Source organism: Paenibacillus sp. P4_A7 (genome assembly GCF_056402455.1).
In genome coordinates, this window is sequence record NZ_JBFUHJ010000076.1 from 1 (window position 1) to 19,976 (window position 19,976).

22 protein-coding genes are annotated in these 19,976 nt (G+C 44.5%); 19 read left to right on the plus strand and 3 right to left on the minus strand.

Annotated features, from left to right (window positions below; translation table 11 throughout):
- A partial coding sequence (locus AC1DWN_RS12710; RefSeq protein WP_477559266.1) for an S-layer homology domain-containing protein occupies positions 1–716 on the minus strand: 716 nt, incomplete at its 3' end.
- 316 nt (positions 717–1,032) lie between these two features.
- Here AC1DWN_RS12710 and AC1DWN_RS12715 point away from each other — a divergent pair.
- From AC1DWN_RS12715 to AC1DWN_RS12805, 19 genes are all read left to right on the plus strand, one after another.
- On the plus strand, positions 1,033–1,242 hold the full coding sequence (locus AC1DWN_RS12715; RefSeq protein WP_477559267.1) for a hypothetical protein: 210 nt from the start codon (positions 1,033–1,035) through the stop codon (positions 1,240–1,242).
- Positions 1,243–1,377: 135 nt separating this feature from the next.
- Positions 1,378–3,105, plus strand: coding sequence for an ABC transporter ATP-binding protein (locus AC1DWN_RS12720; RefSeq protein ID WP_477559285.1), 1,728 nt, complete (start codon positions 1,378–1,380; stop codon positions 3,103–3,105).
- 32 nt (positions 3,106–3,137) lie between these two features.
- Positions 3,138–5,003, plus strand: a complete 1,866-nt coding sequence (locus AC1DWN_RS12725) for an ABC transporter ATP-binding protein (protein WP_477559286.1) — start codon at positions 3,138–3,140, stop codon at positions 5,001–5,003.
- A 95-nt stretch (positions 5,004–5,098) separates the two neighbouring features.
- Positions 5,099–5,233: a phage holin family protein gene (locus AC1DWN_RS12730; RefSeq protein ID WP_477559287.1), complete on the plus strand. Its 135-nt coding sequence runs from the start codon at positions 5,099–5,101 to the stop codon at positions 5,231–5,233.
- Between the two features lie 92 nt (positions 5,234–5,325).
- Positions 5,326–5,727 (plus strand): YhjD family protein, encoded by a 402-nt coding sequence (locus tag AC1DWN_RS12735; RefSeq protein WP_477559268.1) that lies wholly within the window; start codon positions 5,326–5,328, stop codon positions 5,725–5,727.
- 135 nt (positions 5,728–5,862) lie between these two features.
- Complete coding sequence (locus AC1DWN_RS12740; protein WP_477559269.1) at positions 5,863–6,255, plus strand: cupredoxin domain-containing protein; 393 nt, start codon at positions 5,863–5,865, stop codon at positions 6,253–6,255.
- A 191-nt stretch (positions 6,256–6,446) separates the two neighbouring features.
- A complete protein-coding gene (locus AC1DWN_RS12745) occupies positions 6,447–6,734 on the plus strand; it encodes a Dabb family protein (RefSeq protein ID WP_477559270.1) in 288 nt (95 codons plus the stop codon).
- A gap of 143 nt (positions 6,735–6,877) precedes the next feature.
- Positions 6,878–7,300, plus strand: a complete 423-nt coding sequence (locus tag AC1DWN_RS12750; protein WP_477559271.1) for a DUF86 domain-containing protein — start codon at positions 6,878–6,880, stop codon at positions 7,298–7,300.
- A gap of 115 nt (positions 7,301–7,415) precedes the next feature.
- Positions 7,416–8,081, plus strand: coding sequence for a helix-turn-helix transcriptional regulator (locus AC1DWN_RS12755; RefSeq protein WP_477559272.1), 666 nt, complete (start codon positions 7,416–7,418; stop codon positions 8,079–8,081).
- Between the two features lie 183 nt (positions 8,082–8,264).
- A complete protein-coding gene (locus AC1DWN_RS12760) occupies positions 8,265–8,717 on the plus strand; it encodes a DUF948 domain-containing protein (protein ID WP_477559273.1) in 453 nt (150 codons plus the stop codon).
- A 77-nt stretch (positions 8,718–8,794) separates the two neighbouring features.
- Entirely contained in the window at positions 8,795–9,220 is a 426-nt protein-coding gene (locus tag AC1DWN_RS12765; RefSeq protein WP_477559274.1) for a YtxH domain-containing protein, read from the plus strand.
- A 697-nt stretch (positions 9,221–9,917) separates the two neighbouring features.
- Entirely contained in the window at positions 9,918–10,727 is an 810-nt protein-coding gene (gene racE, locus AC1DWN_RS12770) for a glutamate racemase (RefSeq protein WP_477559275.1), read from the plus strand.
- Between the two features lie 117 nt (positions 10,728–10,844).
- Positions 10,845–11,735, plus strand: a complete 891-nt coding sequence (locus AC1DWN_RS12775) for a M14 family metallopeptidase (protein ID WP_477559276.1) — start codon at positions 10,845–10,847, stop codon at positions 11,733–11,735.
- Between the two features lie 76 nt (positions 11,736–11,811).
- Positions 11,812–12,045: a hypothetical protein gene (locus AC1DWN_RS12780; protein ID WP_477559277.1), complete on the plus strand. Its 234-nt coding sequence runs from the start codon at positions 11,812–11,814 to the stop codon at positions 12,043–12,045.
- A gap of 44 nt (positions 12,046–12,089) precedes the next feature.
- A complete protein-coding gene (locus AC1DWN_RS12785) occupies positions 12,090–12,392 on the plus strand; it encodes an iron-sulfur cluster assembly accessory protein (protein WP_477559278.1) in 303 nt (100 codons plus the stop codon).
- A gap of 105 nt (positions 12,393–12,497) precedes the next feature.
- The gene (locus tag AC1DWN_RS12790; protein ID WP_477559279.1) at positions 12,498–13,112 is read left to right on the plus strand and encodes a DUF3990 domain-containing protein; all 615 of its coding nucleotides are present in this window, start codon (positions 12,498–12,500) and stop codon (positions 13,110–13,112) included.
- Positions 13,075–13,374: a hypothetical protein gene (locus AC1DWN_RS12795; protein WP_477559280.1), complete on the plus strand. Its 300-nt coding sequence runs from the start codon at positions 13,075–13,077 to the stop codon at positions 13,372–13,374. The genes AC1DWN_RS12790 and AC1DWN_RS12795 overlap by 38 nt, the downstream gene beginning before the upstream one ends.
- 111 nt (positions 13,375–13,485) lie before the next feature.
- Complete coding sequence (locus AC1DWN_RS12800) at positions 13,486–14,502, plus strand: S66 family peptidase (RefSeq protein ID WP_477559281.1); 1,017 nt, start codon at positions 13,486–13,488, stop codon at positions 14,500–14,502.
- 45 nt (positions 14,503–14,547) lie between these two features.
- A complete protein-coding gene (locus tag AC1DWN_RS12805) occupies positions 14,548–16,188 on the plus strand; it encodes a PDZ domain-containing protein (RefSeq protein ID WP_477559282.1) in 1,641 nt (546 codons plus the stop codon).
- 141 nt (positions 16,189–16,329) lie between these two features.
- Here AC1DWN_RS12805 and AC1DWN_RS12810 read toward each other — a convergent pair whose 3' ends face one another.
- Positions 16,330–18,384 (minus strand): LTA synthase family protein, encoded by a 2,055-nt coding sequence (locus AC1DWN_RS12810; protein WP_477559283.1) that lies wholly within the window; start codon positions 18,382–18,384, stop codon positions 16,330–16,332.
- A gap of 347 nt (positions 18,385–18,731) precedes the next feature.
- Positions 18,732–19,871 (minus strand): THUMP domain-containing class I SAM-dependent RNA methyltransferase, encoded by a 1,140-nt coding sequence (locus AC1DWN_RS12815; RefSeq protein ID WP_477559284.1) that lies wholly within the window; start codon positions 19,869–19,871, stop codon positions 18,732–18,734.
- Positions 19,872–19,976 lie beyond the last annotated feature (105 nt).

The window sequence follows — 19,976 nt, forward strand, 5'->3', positions numbered from 1 at the left end:
GTGTAATTCGAGGTAGCATTTACTGATAGAATGTTCAGCTTCGGTCGCTCTGGATTTTCGGTCGGATTCATGTCGATAAAGACAACGTAAGCAGCCTGAACAAGCTGTGATCGCAGTGCATTTTTTTGGTAATCGGACTGTTCGTTTATCCACCCTCTGTTCAACGCTATCCCGACACTTGGCTTCGCCCAGGTGGACACTTTACCATATACCGTTTTTGAGGCGGAACCCGCAGCACCATATGCCCTAACAAGGACAACAGCTAGCTGCTCGACTGTAACGTTGGAGGTAGGAGCGAATTTATCGTTTCCAGTCCCATTCATTAATCCTGCTTTTGATACCGCTTGAATTTCTCCGAATGACCATCTTGTTTTAAGTACATCGTTATAAGTTGGGGTCGTTTTTTCTTTCTTCAATTCCCAGAGCCTGAACAATACGGTAGCAAATTGCTCACGTGTCATTGATGAATTAAGTTGTGAGCTGCCATCTGCATATCCAGTGAAGATACCTTGCTTAACTAAAAAATTGTACTTCTCTTCTGTGCTGTGGTTGCTGGCCTGCACGACTGCAAGCGGCAAGCTGGCAAACAGCAAAAAAATGGTCAACATTCCGAACAGATACTTTCGAATGGTGAATCCCTCCCTAATAATTATGAGCAGCAGAAGCTTACGCTTTTTGGCTTCGATTCCTTGCTTAGCCTCATAACGTATAAACATTGTTCAAGGTTACAGTTTGTAGCTGCGGAATATGAAATTTTTTTTGAGCTTGTCCGGATCAATCGCAAACTACCCACGTGCTGAAGATAAAAAAGTGCAAATGAGCAAGGTTTTAAACAAGTCCTCATAAAAGCTGTATGTACAAAACCGAGATTATAGCACATGAAGTATGTAAATTCGCAAACTGAGCTAAAACCGCATTAATACTACAAGTAACACAAATGATGCAAATGATGTAAGTTGGCTAGCCGCCCTTTCTTATAACAATCATTCCGTATATAATAAAGGGGAATCATTTTATTAGGAGGAATCCACAATGGCTATGAGTAAGGCGAAGAAAGCAAGACAGAAGCTGTCGCAGCAAGGTCTATTGTCACCCGAGGCATTGAGAGGAAGCTGGCAGGGCATTAACCCATTTATGAGATGCACGCCTACGTTGAAGGAAAAACAAGTGAAACTAAATAGTAAGCATAGAAGGAGTCACGCCAACTATAGCGATGATTCCTTTTTGTTTTTATATGCCTAACAAAATAGCGGTTTACTGTTACATTGATTGGCATACGCGTCATCTTTGAAATTGTTAGAACCTCTATGTTAAACTAAAAAAGTAACTTATTACATAATATTTAATAACATTAATAATGAGCGGAGTTGATGCACCCTGTTAAAACTATTTCGAAACCTGAAGCCTTACTGGCTAATGATTGCTTTTGTTTTAATTCTCGTTTTTCTTCAATCCTTATCCGAGCTTTATTTACCAACATTGATGGCTGATATCGTGAACAAAGGCATTATAGGAGCGGACAACGCTTATATCATGCGAATCGGAGGGCTCATGCTGCTAGTTACAGCAGCCGGCGTAGTGTTTTCTATTGCTGCCAGCTATTATTCCTCTATAATTGCAGCAGGCTTCGGAAAACGTATCCGCAGCAAACTCTTTGGTCATGTGGAACATTTCTCTTTGCAAGAGTTTGATAAAATCGGAACGGCGTCGCTCATTACACGAACGACCAATGATGTGACTCAAGTACAGCAGGTGCTTATTATGATGCTGCGGATGATGGTCATGGCTCCGATGATGTGTATTGGTGGAATTATTATGGCCGTCAACAAGGATGCTACATTGTCACTTATCTTTGTAGTAGTTATACCGGTGCTGGCAGGGACTATTCTTTTGATAGCCTCCAAAGGAGTAGTTCTGTTCAAAGCGATGCAAATTAAGATCGACAAGCTTAATCTTGTGCTTCGCGAAGGGTTGACAGGCATTCGGGTGATTCGATCATTTAACCGAACAGGCTTTGAGCAGCAACGTTTTCGTAATGCGAATAAGGATTTGACAGACACCGCTATAAAAGTAAATAAAATAATGGCATTTATGATGCCTGTTATGATGCTCATTCTAAATTTTTCGAGCATCGCGATTCTTTGGTTCGGATCCATTCGTATTAGCAATGACGATATGCAAATCGGTGATTTAATGGCTTTTCTCCAGTATGCGATGCAAATTTTGTTTTCGCTTATGATGGTGGCAATGATGTTTATTATGGTGCCTAGGGCATCGGTTTCGGCGACACGTATTAATGAAGTGCTTGATATGAAGCCAGATATTCAAGATTTAGAGGATGCGATCCAGCCAAGTCGAAGCGGCGGAGATGTAGAGTTCCGTGACGTGACATTCAGCTATCCTGGTGCAGAGAAGCCGGCGTTATCAACGATTTCGTTCACCGCTTTGTCGGGAGAGACGACAGCGATTATTGGCGGAACGGGGTCTGGCAAGTCTACACTGGTCAATCTCATACCACGCTTCTATGATATTCAATCGGGAAAAGTGCTGATTGATGGCCTAGATGTCCGAAGCCATACGCAGCAAGCCCTTAGGTCAAAGATTGGATACGTGCCGCAGCAATCGGTGTTGTTTACGGGAACGATTAGCGAAAATATTAAATACGGCAAAGAGGATGCATCAGATGAAGAGGTGGGTCATGCAGCGGAAATTGCGCAAGCGTCAGCATTTATTTCAGAAATGGCTGATGGCTTTGAATCAATTATTGCGCAAGGCGGAACGAATGTTTCGGGTGGACAGAAGCAGCGTCTTTCCATTGCGCGTGCACTTGTGCGGAAACCGGACATTTATATTTTTGACGACAGCTTCTCTGCGCTTGACTTCAAAACCGATGCCCTCCTGCGAGCGGCATTGAAGAAGGAAACGCAGCAGGCTGCGGTTATCATTGTAGCGCAGCGTGTAAGCACGGTCATTCATGCAGATAAAATAGTAGTGCTTGACGAGGGAATCATTGCAGGTATCGGAACGCATAGCGAGCTGATGCAAAACTGCGATGTATACCGTGAAATTGTATCGTCGCAGCTGTCAGAGGAGGAAATCGCATGAGTGGACGTTCAGATGACAAAAATCAGCAGGGAATGGGCGCCGGCCCCCGCCCCGGACAACCTGGCAGAGGACCAATGGGACCGGGTCAGGGACCGATGGGCGCACTTGGCATGCCAGTCCAGAAGGCGAAAGATTTTAAGGGAACACTGCGTCGCTTGCTTGCTTACCTAAGGCCGCAGCGTACGAAACTGATTGTAGTCATATTTATGGCTGTGCTAAGTACCGTATTTTCCATCGTAAGCCCTAAGCTAATGGGTAACGCAACGACTGAAATATTTGAGGGCATAATGGGCAGCGGTGTCAATTTTGACGCTATAATGCGGATTGTATTTATCTTGATAGGACTTTACTTACTTAGTTCATTGTTTTCTTACGTGCAACAGTATGTGATGGCGGGAGTGGCTCAGAAGACCGTTTACGTGCTGCGTAACGATGTAAATGAGAAGCTGGAACGGCTGCCCTTATCGTTCTTTGATTCACGCACACATGGTGAAATATTGAGCAGAACGGTTAATGATGTAGATAATATTAGCAACACGCTGCAGCAAAGCTTAACACAGCTTATTACATCAATCGTCACACTCGTAGGCGTGATCATTATGATGCTGACAATTAGTCCGCTGTTGACCGTTATTTTGCTGCTAACCCTGCCGTTAAGCTTCATCGTGATCAAAGCAATTGCTTCACGGTCACAGGGTTATTTCAAAGGACAGCAAGCTGAACTTGGAAAGCTGAACGGTCATGTTGAAGAGATGTATACGGGGCATAAAATCATTAAAGCGTTCGGGCATGAGCATAAATCAATTGAGGCGTTTGACGAGATTAATGAAAAACTGTACCATTCCGGACGCAAAGCACAGTTCATTTCCGGAGTAATGATGCCGTTAATGTCGTTCATTAACAATATCGGTTATGTGCTTATAAGTGTCGTTGGCGGTATTCTAGTTACACGTCAAGCAATCAAGATTGGTGATATCCAAGCCTTTATCCAATATGCAAGGCAGTTTTCGCAGCCATTGACACAAACGGCTAATATTGCGAACATCATTCAGTCTACAATTGCATCGGCAGAACGGGTTTTCGAACTACTTGACGAGCAGGAAGAGTCAGCAGATGCAAGCGGTACGGAAGCAGCAACCTTAACTTCACCGCAAGGAAATGTTCGCTTCGAGCATGTTAAGTTCGGCTACAAAGAGGATGCTCCTCTTATTGGAGATATGAGCATTGACGTGAAGCAGGGACAAACGATCGCAATTGTAGGTCCGACTGGCGCTGGCAAAACGACACTAGTTAATTTGCTCATGCGGTTCTATGAAATACAGGAGGGCAGCATTACAATTGATGGCGTTAATATCACGCAGCTCCCAAGAGGCGACCTGCGTATGCTGTTTGGGATGGTGCTTCAGGATACGTGGTTGTTCAACGGAACGATTCGTGAAAATATTGCATATGGACGCGAAGGCGCAACGGAAGCTCAAATAATCGATGCTGCGCAGGCCGCACATGCTGATCATTTCATACGGACTCTGCCTGAAGGCTACGAAACTGTGCTGAACGAAGAGGCATCGAACATTTCGCAAGGGCAAAAGCAGTTGCTGACGATAGCACGCGCTATTCTTGCCGACCCTGCGATACTTATACTCGATGAAGCGACAAGCAGTGTCGATACACGTACAGAGCTGCAGATTCAGAAGGCAATGGCAAGACTGATGGAAGGTAGAACCAGCTTTGTTATCGCGCATCGGTTATCAACCATTAAAGATGCTGATATCATACTCGTTATGAACCATGGTGATGTGATCGAAAAGGGTAGCCATGAGGAGCTGCTCGCTAAAGGCGGGTTTTATTCCGATCTGTATAACAGTCAGTTTTCTGACGAGGCGAATTCAGTCGCATAAAGTATTAGATCATTTGGGAATAGAAGCTGTAATGAGAATAGTAGCTTAAGAATTAGGGTCTTATCTGGATCAAGTTGGCATAACAAGCCTGTTAGATCCGGACAAGATCCTTTTTTTATTTTTACATCGCGAACGAACTGATCTCGATAACAGAGAACTATGGAAGGATCGGTCTGCCTATGCCAGACAGGCTTCGTAAATTAATTGAGGTGCTCAAGGAGAAGAAATAAATAGTTAATATTTGGTATTTGTTATTGTACTTGCATGAAAGTGCGGCTTCTGACTATAATAAGAACATATGTTCTTATATGGAGGAATGGCTATGGCCGCAATGGAGGAAGATGCTCGCGGAGGAGTAAAGACGGCTAAACATCCACCGATTCAGACTGAGGATGAGCTGGAGCTTGTAAAACGATATGTGCTTCTAGGTATTGTGATGCGTATTTTGGATCATGATATACGTGTCATAGGTACGACAACCATTAAGTTGCCCCGTTTATATGAATCGATGCTGCGTGGTATCCAGGATCGAGTGTTGCTCGATCTGGCAGCCATTAGACGTCAATTCCGCGAAACGGGTATTAAAGTGTATGAAGAGAAGCGGGAACCGGATGGTTTGCACGCACAATATGTATGCCGCGGCTACCATCATCGTTTTTTTATGCTATGGGGATTTGTGAAGGCTGAGTCTGAACGAGTGCTGAAGCAGTATTTGTCCAGCTAAAATCATAATTGTTCATGGATTTGTCAAATTAACAAAAAAAAATTTCCTTTTTCCGTAGTTTAAGGTTGAGAACTTCGGACGATCTTATGTAATATAAGAGGTAGACATTATGATCGTAAAGGGGAGCATGTAGCAATGCACAAATGGGTTATGTTTGTTTTATTTACAGCGGCTTCACTTCTGGGCGTATACTTGCTCACATTCGGCTTGCCTCCTAAGCCAGTTGACGAGTCTGCCTCGTTGCCAGAAGGCACTGTATTAGTTAAGCTCGTAGCATCATCAACAGATTTTAAGTTTAATGAAGACGTGTACACAGTGAAAGTTGGAGAGAAAGTAATAATGAAGCTTGAGAATAAGCTCGGTATTCATGGTGCCGCTATTGAGGAGCTTAATGTTGCTTTAGATAACGACAATCCTGAAACGAATCTAGAATTCGACAAGCCTGGCAAATATAAAATCATTTGTTCTGTTCCATGCGGGCAAGGGCATGCTACAATGTTTGCTGAGCTAGTCGTTGAAGCTGCGTAATTCAGTAATAAGCTAAGCTTTTTGAATGAGAAAGGAGCCGAAAGGCTCCTTTTTGTTGAAATTACTAGTGTAATACGATGGCGTGATGCTGCAGTGTCCCTCATTATCTAGGGTTGCTGTAAGGAGTTTGCTTAGGTTATTATGTGATAATAGGTAAAATGCCATTCGATAAATTCAGAGGAGGAATTATAATGATTACTCATATCGTTTTTTTTAAATTGAAGGATGGAAGCGCAGAAAGTGTTGCGCAAACAGCTCAAGTGCTAAGGGATATGGAAGGCAAAATTGATGTGTTGAAATCAATCGAGGTTGGCGAGGATGTTGTTCATTCCGAACGCTCTTACGATATCGCACTTATTACGAAATTCGAATCGATGGAAGCGTTGGATGAATACCAAGTACATCCTGTTCATAAAAAAGTAATCGAGCATATGCTGCAAGTTCGCGAAGCGTCAATCAGCGTCGATTTTGTAAGCTGAGAGGAACGATAACGGATCATGAGAGACGTTTACGAAATCTTCACTTATTTGCTGGTCATTATATTCAGCAGCATTATTATGGTAGCATGGCTTAAACGTAAGGCAAAAAAAAAGAAGCAAGGCTGAAAGCAGGCGACTAACCGATGTATTATGTGAATCGCGAACAAATAGCTGTACGTCTGAGAGCAATGCCTGACATCGCACTCGCACTAAAGAATCTCGCTGCTGATTGGCAAGGCAGTATGATGGAAGGCTTGGCACAAGAGAGAGCGCTCCATCTTGCCATTGAGACTGTAACGGATGTAGGAAGCTTTTTAATTGACGGCTTTCTCATGCGGGATGCCAGCAGTTATGAAGATATCATTGAAATTACAGGAGCAGAAGGTTCTTTTCCAGCGTATATGCTGGAGCCGCTAATAGAACTTGTTAGACTGCGGAAGCCGCTTGTACAGGACTATTTTGATTGGCCTAGAGGTGAACTTCATCCGCTATCTACAGTACTGTCAGAGCTGCTGCCTGCGTTTAAAGTGGCGGTTGAGCTTTACATAGAGCGCGAGCTGCAATAAACTTAGGCTTTTTACTAGTATCAGAAGCGTGTAAATGCTGATTACGCTTGTTGATTTACGAAATCGTCATAATACGTTACAATGACGCTATCAAGCCTGCAAGGGTGGTGAAGGGTTGAAGCGAAGCGGAACGTTACGCGTTACTGGGCTTAATGCGGGAACGCAGGGCGATATATCAACACGTGAGCGTATTTTGATGCTGCTTAAGACTAGCGGCAGAATGAACGCTAGCGATCTGTCAAACGAGCTTGAGTTAACAGAGATGGCGATTAGGCGGCATATGTATGCATTGGAAAGTGAAGGAAGCGTTAAAATCGTATCCGTACGCCAAGCGATGGGAAGACCGCTGCATGCTTACGAGCTTACGGCTGAGGCGGACGAGCTGTTTCCGAAAAACTATCATCTGCTTACGCTCGATTTGCTTGAAGAGCTGGCGGATGACCCGCATACTGCAGCGCTAATTGACCGGATGTTTGAAGGACGCAAACAAAAACTTCTTGAACGCTATGAGCCAAGAATGATTGGCAAAAGCCTAGAGCAGAAAATAAACGAGCTGGCATCTATTCAGAATGCTGGAGGATATATGGTTGAAGTGGAGCCTCAAAGCGACGGAAACTATATGTTTTATGAATATAATTGTCCGATTGCTCAAGTAGCCGGAAAGTATCAGCAAGCTTGCAAGTGCGAGTTGACTTTATTTCAGGAGCTGCTTGACGTGTCGGTCGAGCGTACAGAATGCTTGGCCAAGGGCGGAGGCAAATGCAGCTACCGTATTGGATAATGGATTAGATCCCAAAAGAGAGACTGCCTTGCAGGGCTGTAAATAACCTGCGGCAGTCTCTTTTTGCGTTTTTTTGTGTCAAGACAAGCCCATGCTGCTTATACTGTCATTACGCAAGTGGGCATTCGTCTAGATGAGGATAAATTGGCTGCCCTGCATTTGATTTGGGGGAGGGACTAAGACATGGTTGTGACGTGGAGTGTTGCGATTGCTGCTGCTGCTTTTGTCATATTGGTAGTGGGAATGTTGATTGCTATACGAACCGCTCTCAGCAGGCTAGGGCGTATGCAAGCATCAGCGGAGGAAATCCAGCAGGATATGCATAAGCTCGCTTTGGAGTTGAATGGGCTTGTGCAGCCAGCAGAAGAAACCATTCGTACTGTACATCGTCAGCTGCAATCGGCTAATCGATTGTTTGAAGCGGTGGAGCAGATCGGGGATGTAATCACGCATACGACGTCTGCGGCAGTGAATATCACATCTGTACTGTCTGAATCCGCGGCACATCATGCAAAGCGTACTGCCACAAAGCGTCAGGCTTCGGATACRCTGGAATGGGCTGAACTTGGAATGGCTGCTTGGCAGCTGTGGCAGTCCAGCCGTAAACAGGCGGAGCCGGATGGCGGGGAAGTGTAGCGCTTCTCATTGAAAGGCGCAATCCGAATCAAAGAGCAGAGACGAAGGGCACTCTAAGAACGAAGGGAGCTACTATAATGTCAACAGGAAAGCAAACAAAAGGATTTTTGCTAGGTGCATTAGCCGGAGGTATCATCGGATCGGTAACAGCATTGCTCTTAGCGCCTAAGGCTGGCAAAGAGCTGCGTCAGGATATATCGGTCGGAGCACATAAGATTAGCGAGTCAACAGTCAAGGTTGCCGATCAGGTAACGGATACAACTGGTCGTATAGCCAAGCAAATTGGCGGTCAAGCGGTACAAATTGCTGGTAAAACGAGGCAAGCAGCAGGAACGATCGTTAGTAGCGTGAGAAGCATAGGCAGTAAATCGATTAAAACAGCTGAAGTTACTTCAGAGTCAACCGAATTAATTGCTGAATCTGCTGATGGCGAGCAGGAAGCTAGCGCGTTAGAAGCGGTCGAAGCTGGGGAAACGGAAGCGGCAGCAACGAAAGAGTTTTAGAAATATTAGGAGTTTACACACCAAAGAGTCGAGCGACTTCTCATAGAAGCGCTTGACTCTTTGGTGTGTTCAGCGTTCAGTATAGATGATCCGTTTTCCTGCACGCATCTCCGAAATGGAGAAATGTACACCAATAAACGCTTATGTGTCTGCTGTCTGTTTACTGTCTGTTTGCTATGGTTACTATGTCATCGTAGTCTCAAATTTTGCAATTAAATGAGAAAGCAAAAGAATCCGCTGCGGTTTAGTTTCAGTAAATGCACGTAATCGCTGGGATAAATCATTCCGCACTCTCTTTTCGGTGATTTAGCTTCATATTCTGATACTAATGCATCTCTCATTCCATCATACCGCTCATTAGGTTCACAATATGAAATTAATTAATTCTAATAAACCGCGAACCCGCCAGATGCAGATGTAAGTCGTAAAGATTTCACATCACAAAAAAAGGGGTAGTTGCGTACAATCATTTCTCTTTACTACACAGCAATCATTACCTTTACGATACCCTATATGGATCAAACAAAAGGATTAGAATGAGATATTATTTAGCTGTTATCCGCGGCTCTTTCGGATAGTCCCATTATTGAAGCAAGCCTGAATTTACGTTAATATGTATTAGGTACATTTAGATGTGAAAATTCATATGTTATTCTGACCAGATTTACTACACTTTGTTCAAGAAAGCGGTGTGTTTGTGCAGCAACCGATTGCGATACTAGATTCCGGCGTAGGCGGCCTGACCGTTGCCAAGGAGATCATGCGCCAACTGCCGCGAGAGAAAATTATTTATTTTGGAGATACCGCTCGTACGCCTTATGGCCCGCGCTCGTCAGAAGAAGTGATACGATTTACAAGAGAAATAGTAGATTATTTAATTCAGTTTAAACCGAAAATGATTGTTATAGCGTGTAATACGGCGACTGCCGTTGCTCTTGATGATATTCGTTCCAGAGTTTCAGTGCCGGTTGTTGGTGTTATAAATCCCGGCGCGCGTGCCGCTATTGGCAGAACACTGACAGGTTGTATTGGTGTAATAGGAACGGAAGGCACGATTAAGAGTGGCGCTTATGCGAATGCGCTGCGAGAACTAACGCCTCATGTCCAGGTAGTTAGTCAAGCGTGTCCGCAATTCGTACCACTTGTCGAGAATGGTAATTTCCAATCAACGGAGACGTATAATACGGTAAGAGACTCCATCGGTCATTTGCGCAGCTATCCGATTGATACTTTAATACTCGGATGCACGCATTATCCATTTCTTGCGGACACTATCTCTGAGGTAATGGGGCAGAATGTTACACTGATAAACTCTGCGGATGAAACAGCTCGCGAGATTAGTACGATTTTGCAGAATAAGCGAGATCTTGCGAGGGGGAATGAATTACCCATTCATCAGTTTTTCTGCAGTGGTGAGTCGCATATGTTCAAGACTATCGCCCAAAAATGGTTGAATGAACAGATCGATTTGACCCCTGTTGTGTGGCAGGTTCCTCATATTCATTAGACCAATTAGAAGAAGTCGATCACTGCAAGGTGATCGGCTTCTTTTTTTACTTCATAGTACAGGCATCGTACCGCATAGCATGTAAGAAACAAACCCATGCAGGTGGAGGCGATCGTCATGTATTCGGTTCAAACATACAGCTATTGCGATATGGTGGAGGGCTGCAGACAGCTAACGGACAGCTATCCTTTTGTAGCAGCGCATATTATTGGCGAGAGTGTAATGGGCAAGCCTTTGCTTGCGCTGCGCTGCGGCACTGGCTCACGCAAAATTCATATGAATGCTTCATTTCACGCAAATGAGTGGATTACTTCCGCATTACTCATGCGCTTTGTTGCGGATTTATCAGCAGCTTACAGCAATGGTGGACGATTAGCCGGTCAATCGGTGGAAGAGCTTTGCAATGAGGTAACGCTGTGGGCTGTCCCAATGGTTAACCCTGACGGGGTTGAGCTTGCGCAGCGAGGGCTGGAACAAGGGCATCCATACTACAATTCCTTGCTTAAATGGAATGGTCATTCAGAGCAGTTCAACAGCTGGAAAGCTAATATAAGAGGCGTTGATCTAAACGATCAGTTTCCTGCGTATTGGGAAGAGGAATGTAAGCGCAGAGGGGTAGAGGGGCCAGGCCCACGCGACTATCCGGGACCTTATCCGCTTAGTGAACCAGAAGCATTTGCAATGGCTCGTCTAACAGAGACGATAAGCTTCGATGCTATCGTAGCGCTGCATACGCAAGGGCGGGAAATCTATTGGAATTACCGTGATTACGAGCCGGAAGAAGCGGAGCAGCTGGCAAACAGGCTAGGACAAGTGAGCGGATATAAACCAGTGAAGCTTACGGGAAGCGATGCGGGCTATAAGGATTGGTTCATCAAGCAATTTCGGAGACCAGGATTTACGGTAGAGGCGGGTTACGGTGAAAATCCACTGCCTATGAGCCAATTTGATACGATTTATATGGAGCTGCAGCCCTTATTATTGGAGACTATGAGGTTTAATAGCTAATTAGCAAAAGTAGGCGATTGATGTACGATTATGGTATAATGCTGCCAAAGGTCGTCAGCAAAGGAGGAGCTTACTCATGCGTAAATTGCTGTCTTTGCGCCATTGGCAGAGAGTGTTTGTCCGTGTATTTCGTTTATTGAGGTCGAAGGATGTATCACTAGTAGACAAGCTGGTGTTTACGCTGCCTGTCTTACTCTATTGGGTTTTGCCCGATGTGATGCCTTTTATGCCGGTAGATGATATTGCCGTTACGATGTTCATTTCAACTTGGTTTGCCGGAAGAATGGAGAGCAAGTATAATATAAAATAATGATAATTACCAAACGGCATAGGAAAAGAGGAGTTGGATAAAAGATGAATTGCAAAATTTCTAAAAACGCAGCTAAGATGTTAAAAGAAGAACTGGACAAGCCTGAAAACGAGGGCAAAAAGCTGCGTGTTTACGTGACACATTCACATGGTGATCACGCTCATTACGGCATGGGTATCGACGAGGCAACAGAGAAAGACATCGTTGTAACGACAGACAAGGACATTGACGTTATTTTAGAGCAAGGAAACGAGTTTTTGGACGGCATTCGCATCGACTATTTTTATGTGCCTGAAGAAGGCTTTGCTATAACGAATCCATCCAGGGGCAACCACGGAGATCACTAAACGCTACTTAGCCATACAATTCAGCACCATAAGATACAGACGCAGCATGACCCAACGACAATAATAATCGTTGGGTTTTTGTATAGTGCTTGAAAGGAGCATAGGATGGATATTACAACACCGCAATTGCTGTATCACGGCACGACTAGCAATACGGTACATTCGTTTCAACAAAAACTGCTGAACGCACCATATTGGCGACCGGGCAAAGACTTTGGAGAAGGCTTCTATACGACGATCTCTATTGCACAAGCGCGTAAATGGTCACACAAATCAGCAAAGGAGTCTTGGGATGGCGGTCGCCCCTGTGTGCTTGTCGTTGAGCTTGCTTCTGTGCCTCCTCACATAGAGCCCTTATTATTTCTCTCCGACTCTCAGGCGTGGGCTGCATTTATTTATAGTCACCGTAAAGCGAGTGTGAAGGGGGAAGACCCTTGCGCTGTTCATCCGGATATTATAATAGGCCCGATGGCAGACAATGATACTGGAAAAATCGTACATAAAGCAGTACAATTAAATAAAGATGAACGTTGGTTTTATGAACAGATCACGATATCGCGCAAGGGCAGAAGGCTGGACCCATTACGTTTAGGTAATCAGGTTGTTTTTTGCTCTGAACAATGGGAATCACATCTCAGGCTTGTAGGATATCATATTTATATGGGAGGCAGGTGGATGTATCATGACAGTCAAGACGCAGGTCAGACTCAGTTTGTATGAGCGAGGTATTGTTGAAGCGCTAACCGCTGGATACAGCTATTCAGCAGGTGAGGCTAGGCAACTTGTTGTATCGTATATAGAGGTCGTGCGAAAGCTCGGCGGCTACGACAATAGTGTGCATTACGCTCAGCTTCTCGATCGGGCAAATCGCAAGGAGTATACGCCATCGCAATGGCTGGATCATATCCGTACCATTGAGCGAGGCGAGCTAAGAGATAGCGGCATAGGAGAAGAAGAGCGCGAATATTTGCAAACGAAGTAATCAACGAGGATAAAAATGACATTCAAACTACTAAAGGTTTGGAATGTCATTTTTTCTTTATTTTAAAAGTGGCCTTACCTACTACATGAATATCAGAGGGGACTAAGACTAATGATTATCTATCCGTCCTTAGAAGAAGGGGCAACAATTGGAGTGACAGCACCCYCATCCGGGGTTAAGGCTGAATTGCATGATCTGGTTAAGCTTTCATGCAGCCGCTTGGAGAAGTACGGATTTCAAGTTATTTGTGGTGATACGGTATGGACACAAGATAAAGCAAAGTCAGCCTCAGCCAAAGTTCGCGCTGATGAATTTAATTCGATGATGCGCGATGATAACGTGGATCTAATCATACCACCTTGGGGTGGGGAATTGTTAATTGAGATGGTTGAGTATATTGATTTTGATCAAATTAAGAACAAGTGGATACTAGGCTATTCTGATATAAGCGTGTTGCTGCTGGCAATCACTTTGAAAACAGGGCTAGCGACTGCTCACGGTATGAATTTCATTGATTTACGAGGAGAATTTATGGATGAGACAACCGCGATGTGGCAAGCAGTATTATCTACGCCATCTGGGGGAACTGTCCTGCAGCATTCCTCGTTAAACTATCAAAAAGAATGGAAGCACAATAACCCCTCATCAAGTGTTTTCCATTTAACGGAGCCAACGAATTGGAATACGGTATCAAAAACGGATATGAAACTAAATGGTAGATTGCTAGGTGGATGTATAGATGTCATTAGACATTTGATTGGAACACCTTATGGTGATCTTGAACATTTTCAAAAGCAATTTATTAATAATGAACCTATCGTATGGTATTTGGAAAATTGTGAGCTGAATACAGCGGATTTACGCAGGTCATTAGTTCACATGAAGTATGCAGGATGGTTTAATAATTGCTCAGGTATTATGTTTGGAAGAAGTGCAGTCAATCAGCCGTTTGACAATTACACGGTAGAAGATGTGTATAGAGAGCTTTCTGAGGAGCTTCAAATTCCTATTGCTTACGATATAGATTGCGGTCATGTCCCACCACAAATGACATTTATAAATGGGGCTTATGCTGAAATTGAAATCACAGACGGTAAAGGGTTTGTTAGGCAATATTTTAATCAGTAGCGTTTTTCTAGTTAATAAAGAAAGAGGGAACGGAGGGAGCAGTAGTTGGACAAGCTGTATAAGTCTCATAACCAGTCTAATCGCTATTATATATCCGGTTTAGTTGTTGCACTTCTTTTTATTGTGGCTTCAGAACTCATATGGTTGCCGGCTCCGCTTCGGACTAGCAATGGTATGCAATGGATTGAAATGATTGATCGATTATTTTATTTGTTGGCACTTGTACCGTTAAGCTGGGCTTTAGGCGCGGGGCTTGGGTTTTGGCAGCAATGGAGAGGACAGCAAATAAGTCGGTCACTTCAGCAGCAGAGCGAGCGGTTAAATGATTCCATGCCTAAGGAGAGAGAGCGAGCAATCGAAGTAGATAAGGTGTGGCACACACGTAGGGCGAAGCTGCTGCTTGGATTAATGCAGCTGCTCCGTCTGTGCATTATTGCGCTGAGTCTTACAGGGGCATCGCTCGTGCTGTTTGCTCCCGAGCGGTTATTTCTGCTGCTGGTATTAATCGGTGCTGGGGCTCTGCTAATGCTTGCGGATATGCTGCTGAGCGAGGCACTCAATTGGCCCCGTGAGGTTAGTAATCGAATGAGAAAAGTACAATCAAATAAGCAGCGAAAATCAGAATCGGTCAGATGGAGCAAAGTGGAGGAGCAGAAGCCAGCCAAGCTTACGGGAGCCTCTGGTGTGCGACACAAGCGGCTGCTTCATTTGCCGATACGAAGCGGGGGTATTCTACTCCTTACTGCAGCACTGCTGCTTGGATTGCTTTATCCGACGGGGTATCGTGTTACTTACCCAGGTATGACACTGAATATGAATCGATATGCTCATGTTGAAGGAGGAGGCAGCAGCGGCGAAGTGAACGGCGTACTTGTATTTGATCGACCGGCAGTAGCAGCTGATTGGCTTTATGCGAAGCTCTTCCCACTCTATTCATTTGAGAAAATTCCGGAGGACGAACCTCCGCTCACGGAATCATACACGCAGGTAGTCATGATGAAGAAGGATGCGAACGAGGTGGCTGCTGCCGTTGCGATGAAAAAGGTAGGTATCGGAAGCGGGATTACATCAGAAGGAGTACGAGTCATTGGTATCGTAAAGGGTAGTCCAGCTGAACAACTGCTGCAAGCGGGGGATGTTATACAAAAATTAAATGACCAGCAGGTTAGTAAGGTTGACGAAATGATTGGATATATGGACCAATCAGTAGCACCGGGGGAGTCAGTTGACATTACACTCAGAAGAGAGTCTGGGAGTATCCAGGTAGAAGTACCTACAAGAGCGTCTCAGGAGGCTCCAGAACGGGCTGTGTTCGGTGTTTCGGTACAAACGGAACTGCACCTAGATATTCCTCGCAGTGTCGATTATAGCCGATATATGGCGCATATAGGCGGGCCATCACATGGGGCGATGCTGACATTAGCACTAATCGACCAATTAACACCGGGCGGTGTTACCCGCGGTTTAAAGGTGGCAGGGACCGGAACCATCGAGGAAGATGGCTCAGTAGGTCTCATTGGAGGGATCCAGCAGAAGGCGTATGCGATAAGCCGCACGGATGCGGATGTGTTTTTCGTTCCAGCGGAGCTGGAGGTAGCTGCTCGGGGCGCTGCACCAGATTTGAATATCGTGCCCGTGCATACGATTGATGATATTTTGAACTGGTTAGCTCGGCAGAAGGATTAGGCTATCACTTTATAAAGCGAAAAGGGGCTGTCCACTAAGGTCTAAATCGACCTTAGGGACAGCCCCTTATTATTCACCATACGAGAATTCGCTTGCCTATAGACAATGGCAACAAAGTTGTTTATTCTCAAAATCTGCTTGTTACTTGCTGCTTTGTGCTACTTCTTTGTCGTCTCCGTCTTGGGTCTTAGCGCGAGCTTCAGTAGCTGCTTGCTCTTTAAAGTCTTTGATCAAATCATTCATAACAATCTGATCGGAAATGAACAACTCCTTGCGCACCTCTGCAACTTTTCCAATACAAGCATTGATATCGCCAACCTTGTTAGCGGCAATATTCCAACACTTTCCATTCTCGGCAATACCATCACCGGAAGGCATATAGAAGACGGTTCCGTCCGTCCATGAGCCGTTCCTCTGAGCAACTATTTTGCCATCGAGCGGTTTCTCTAACACTAGAGGCGTCCCGAACAAATATTGATCAGCAGTGGAGATACCAAGCAAATGAAGAATGGTTGGTGTTACATCAAGCTGGCCGCCAACATTTGTATACGTACCAGCTTGAGCGTCATTCGGTAGGTGAACAATAAACGGCACTTGCTTCAGAAGCATTTGCTGCTCCAATTCATTTAGAGGCTTGCCTAGGAAGGTTTCATACATTCCCCAGTCTTTTATCGAGTTGTCGTGGTCACCGTATAATAAGAAAATGGTATTGTCCCACAGGCCTTCTGCTTTCATTCGTTCCACAAGCTCACCAAGAGCGGCATCGACATAATGAACAGATTGCAAATAATCTCCCATGATGGTTCCTTTTAATTCACCTACATTAAGCTTCTTCTCCGTCTCAGGCATAGTAAATGGATGATGGCTCGTTAATGTAATGAGGAAGGAGTAGAAAGGCTTCTTCTCTTTGGAGATGACGTCCATTGACTGTCTGAAGAATGACTTGTCCCCGACTGACCAACCAATTTTTTCATCTAGTTTAAAATCTTTCAAATTGTAAAATTGATCGTATTTCATATTATGATACATCGAATTTCGATTCCAAAATCCGCCTTCGTACGCATGGAATACAGTAGTGGAGTAGTCATGTGTTTTCAACGTTGACGGTAAACAATCGAATTCATTCGAAGCATATTGGATGAATACCGAGCCATTATTCAGTGGATGCACCGAACAGTTTGCGCTAGAATCAGCGTCGGATGTTCTTCCCTGATTGGTTTGGTGATAAAACTGGCTGAAATAGGCACTCTCTTTAATCAGCTTGTTTAAATTAGGCGTAATTACTTGACCGCCAATCGATTTGTCAATCATAAAATTATTCAAAGCTTCCGTCTGAACCATCAGAACGTTGCTGCCTGCGTAAGCGCCAAATAGAGGATCCTCTTTCTCTAGTTGACCACGAACTTGGCCGCGTGCTTTCATCCAATCATTAGCTTCCGATTTCTCTTGAGCGGAGACTGTCTCTGCATCGAGCCAGTGACGCTTAACATAACGAGAAATGTCATAACCGTGAAAGCCAAGCGCACCTGTAACGTTATAAATCGATAAGTTCCACCAGCTTCCGGTGAAGACGCTTGCTGCCCAAGTACGTTTTGCCTCATTTATATTCGAGAAAACAAGCGTTGAGCCTAGAATGAAAATAGCTGCGCTGATAACGATGCGAAAGAGTGCTTTACGCCATAGTGGTGCAGCTTTGCGGTGAGCGTTAGCGAGACGTAAGTCTCCTCTTCCACGCCAAATGACATAAACTGCAAAAGGAATAATAATGATCCAGTCTATAAACAATAGGAAATCTTTAAGATTGATCAAGGTGCCAATACTTCCGCCTAAAGCACCCACCTGGCTTAATTGCATCAGGACCGGTACAGAAATGAGATCTTGGAAATAGCGATAATAGATCACATCGGCGTACAAAACAAAAGATAGGAAAATATTAAGAATGACAAGAGCAATGATTCTCCCGCGTGCGGCGAACCAAACGGTCCAGAATGCAACCAGCAGGACAGCGCCGAACTCGATCGTTGCATCCATTTTGGTCATGTCCATATATTTAACGGATAAAAGTCTATTGAATAAATAAAGCTTGAGCATCATAGCGAAAGTAAATAGCAGGAAGTCGACAGCCTTTAGCCGCTCAAGCCAAACTAGCACAAAGCTTAAACAGCGCCTAAATACGTTTTGCTGGACAGGTATCATGAATTTAACATCCTTTTCTACTCTAAAATTGCGAATTCGCGTGGCGTCAACTTAACCTAGTGTTGGTTGACTGCGGTAACTGACCGTATAGCTTTCATTACTAATAGTAGGCTCATCGTGGACGATCTCTTGACCGTTGCTGAACTCCGTGTTCTGATCACGAAGCCACTTGTTAAGTTTCTCCTTTCTACGCTATGGCTCTATTCCGAACCCCGAGAAGACTTCTAATTTATTTTATAGATAACCTATCATTTCCATCCCATTATTAAGGAAACAGTTTAACAATGAAGAACCGAATTTCTTATGAATAGATTAACTTTTTCTTAAAGTGCTTCCCGGAATAAAGTTTATCTATTGCGCGGTGGTAATGCTCCAAAGAACTGGAAGTAATTACATTCGATTCGTCCATTGAATAGCTTCCGCTTCTTATCGGCATGTCTGCCGAAATAATGCTCAATTGTAGTGGAAGGTGTAATTGCGAAATAGGACCAAGTCGGGTAATGAAGTGCAGTCAGACCAAATTGGCGCAGTGCGGCTTCCGCTTCTACATCATCTCCAAGCCGCTCACCGTAAGGCGGATTCGTAATCATTACACCGTAATCACCTACAGGCTTTACTTTCGCAACGGGCTGAACGAGTAGTTTAATGTCTTTGCCAAAGCCGGCTTTCTTCACAGCAGCTTCTGCAATCTCAATCGCGTTCGGATCAATATCAGATCCTGTGATTTGCAGTGGAATATCATCCTTCACTAGATCAAACGCTTCTTCGCGCGCTCTATCCCATAGCTCCATAGGAACGAGCGGCCAGCCTTCGCTGTTGAACGTACGGCGCAAACCCGGTGCGATGTTCCAGCCTATCATAGCTGCTTCAATTAGAAACGTTCCTGACCCGCAAAATGGATCATACAACGGGCGTTCCGGACGCCAGCGGCTAAGCTGTATAAGTGCTGCTGCCATCGTTTCACGGATTGGCGCTTCAGTTGCTACTTTACGATAACCCCTCTTATGAAGTCCGGCACCGGTTGTATCTAATGTAAGCATTGCTCGATCGTTCATTAGCGTTACTTCAATTACGTAGCGACCACCGTTCTCATCAAACCATTCCGTTCCGTAAACGTCCTTCATTTTTTCAACGACTGCTTTTTTGACTATACTTTGGCATGCAGGTACGCTTGTAAGCTGTGATTTCTGTGAACGTCCGTCTACTGGGAATTCTCCATCATTGGGAATCCAGGTAGGCCAATCCAGTGCTTTCGTTCCTTCAAATAGCTCTTCGAAGGTCGTAGCGGGAAACTCACCCATTTTAATGAGAATTCTGCCGGCTGTGCGCAACCAGAGATTGGTACGGCAAATATCGATAGGGCCCCCACTGAAATTGACACGTCCATTCTCAACCTGCAGGTCTGTATAGCCCAAATCTTTTAGCTCACGAGCTACAACCGCCTCAAGGCCCATAGGCGCGGTTGCTATTAGATGTAAATTTTCCATTATGCACTCTCTTTTCTTAAATACTATGCGATAGTTAGAGCCGTATCGAAAGGATACGCTTGTAACCCCACGTTCAAAATCATACAATCAAGTATAGGACAAATT

What these genes read in the sequence shown, in the direction of transcription:
- AC1DWN_RS12740 (WP_477559269.1), top strand. Translation starts at nt 5,863, where the DNA reads ATGCACAAATGGGTTATGTTTGTTTTATTTACAGCGGCTTCACTTCTG.
- AC1DWN_RS12735 (WP_477559268.1), top strand. Translation starts at nt 5,326, where the DNA reads ATGGCCGCAATGGAGGAAGATGCTCGCGGAGGAGTAAAGACGGCTAAA.
- AC1DWN_RS12725 (WP_477559286.1), top strand. Translation starts at nt 3,138, where the DNA reads ATGGGCGCCGGCCCCCGCCCCGGACAACCTGGCAGAGGACCAATGGGA.
- AC1DWN_RS12815 (WP_477559284.1), bottom strand. Translation starts at nt 19,871, where the DNA reads ATGGAAAATTTACATCTAATAGCAACCGCGCCTATGGGCCTTGAGGCG.
- AC1DWN_RS12790 (WP_477559279.1), top strand. Translation starts at nt 12,498, where the DNA reads ATGGATATTACAACACCGCAATTGCTGTATCACGGCACGACTAGCAAT.
- AC1DWN_RS12785 (WP_477559278.1), top strand. Translation starts at nt 12,090, where the DNA reads ATGAATTGCAAAATTTCTAAAAACGCAGCTAAGATGTTAAAAGAAGAA.
- AC1DWN_RS12795 (WP_477559280.1), top strand. Translation starts at nt 13,075, where the DNA reads ATGACAGTCAAGACGCAGGTCAGACTCAGTTTGTATGAGCGAGGTATT.
- AC1DWN_RS12745 (WP_477559270.1), top strand. Translation starts at nt 6,447, where the DNA reads ATGATTACTCATATCGTTTTTTTTAAATTGAAGGATGGAAGCGCAGAA.
- AC1DWN_RS12775 (WP_477559276.1), top strand. Translation starts at nt 10,845, where the DNA reads ATGTATTCGGTTCAAACATACAGCTATTGCGATATGGTGGAGGGCTGC.
- AC1DWN_RS12810 (WP_477559283.1), bottom strand. Translation starts at nt 18,384, where the DNA reads ATGATACCTGTCCAGCAAAACGTATTTAGGCGCTGTTTAAGCTTTGTG.
- AC1DWN_RS12765 (WP_477559274.1), top strand. Translation starts at nt 8,795, where the DNA reads ATGTCAACAGGAAAGCAAACAAAAGGATTTTTGCTAGGTGCATTAGCC.
- AC1DWN_RS12715 (WP_477559267.1), top strand. Translation starts at nt 1,033, where the DNA reads ATGGCTATGAGTAAGGCGAAGAAAGCAAGACAGAAGCTGTCGCAGCAA.
- AC1DWN_RS12750 (WP_477559271.1), top strand. Translation starts at nt 6,878, where the DNA reads ATGTATTATGTGAATCGCGAACAAATAGCTGTACGTCTGAGAGCAATG.
- AC1DWN_RS12780 (WP_477559277.1), top strand. Translation starts at nt 11,812, where the DNA reads ATGCGTAAATTGCTGTCTTTGCGCCATTGGCAGAGAGTGTTTGTCCGT.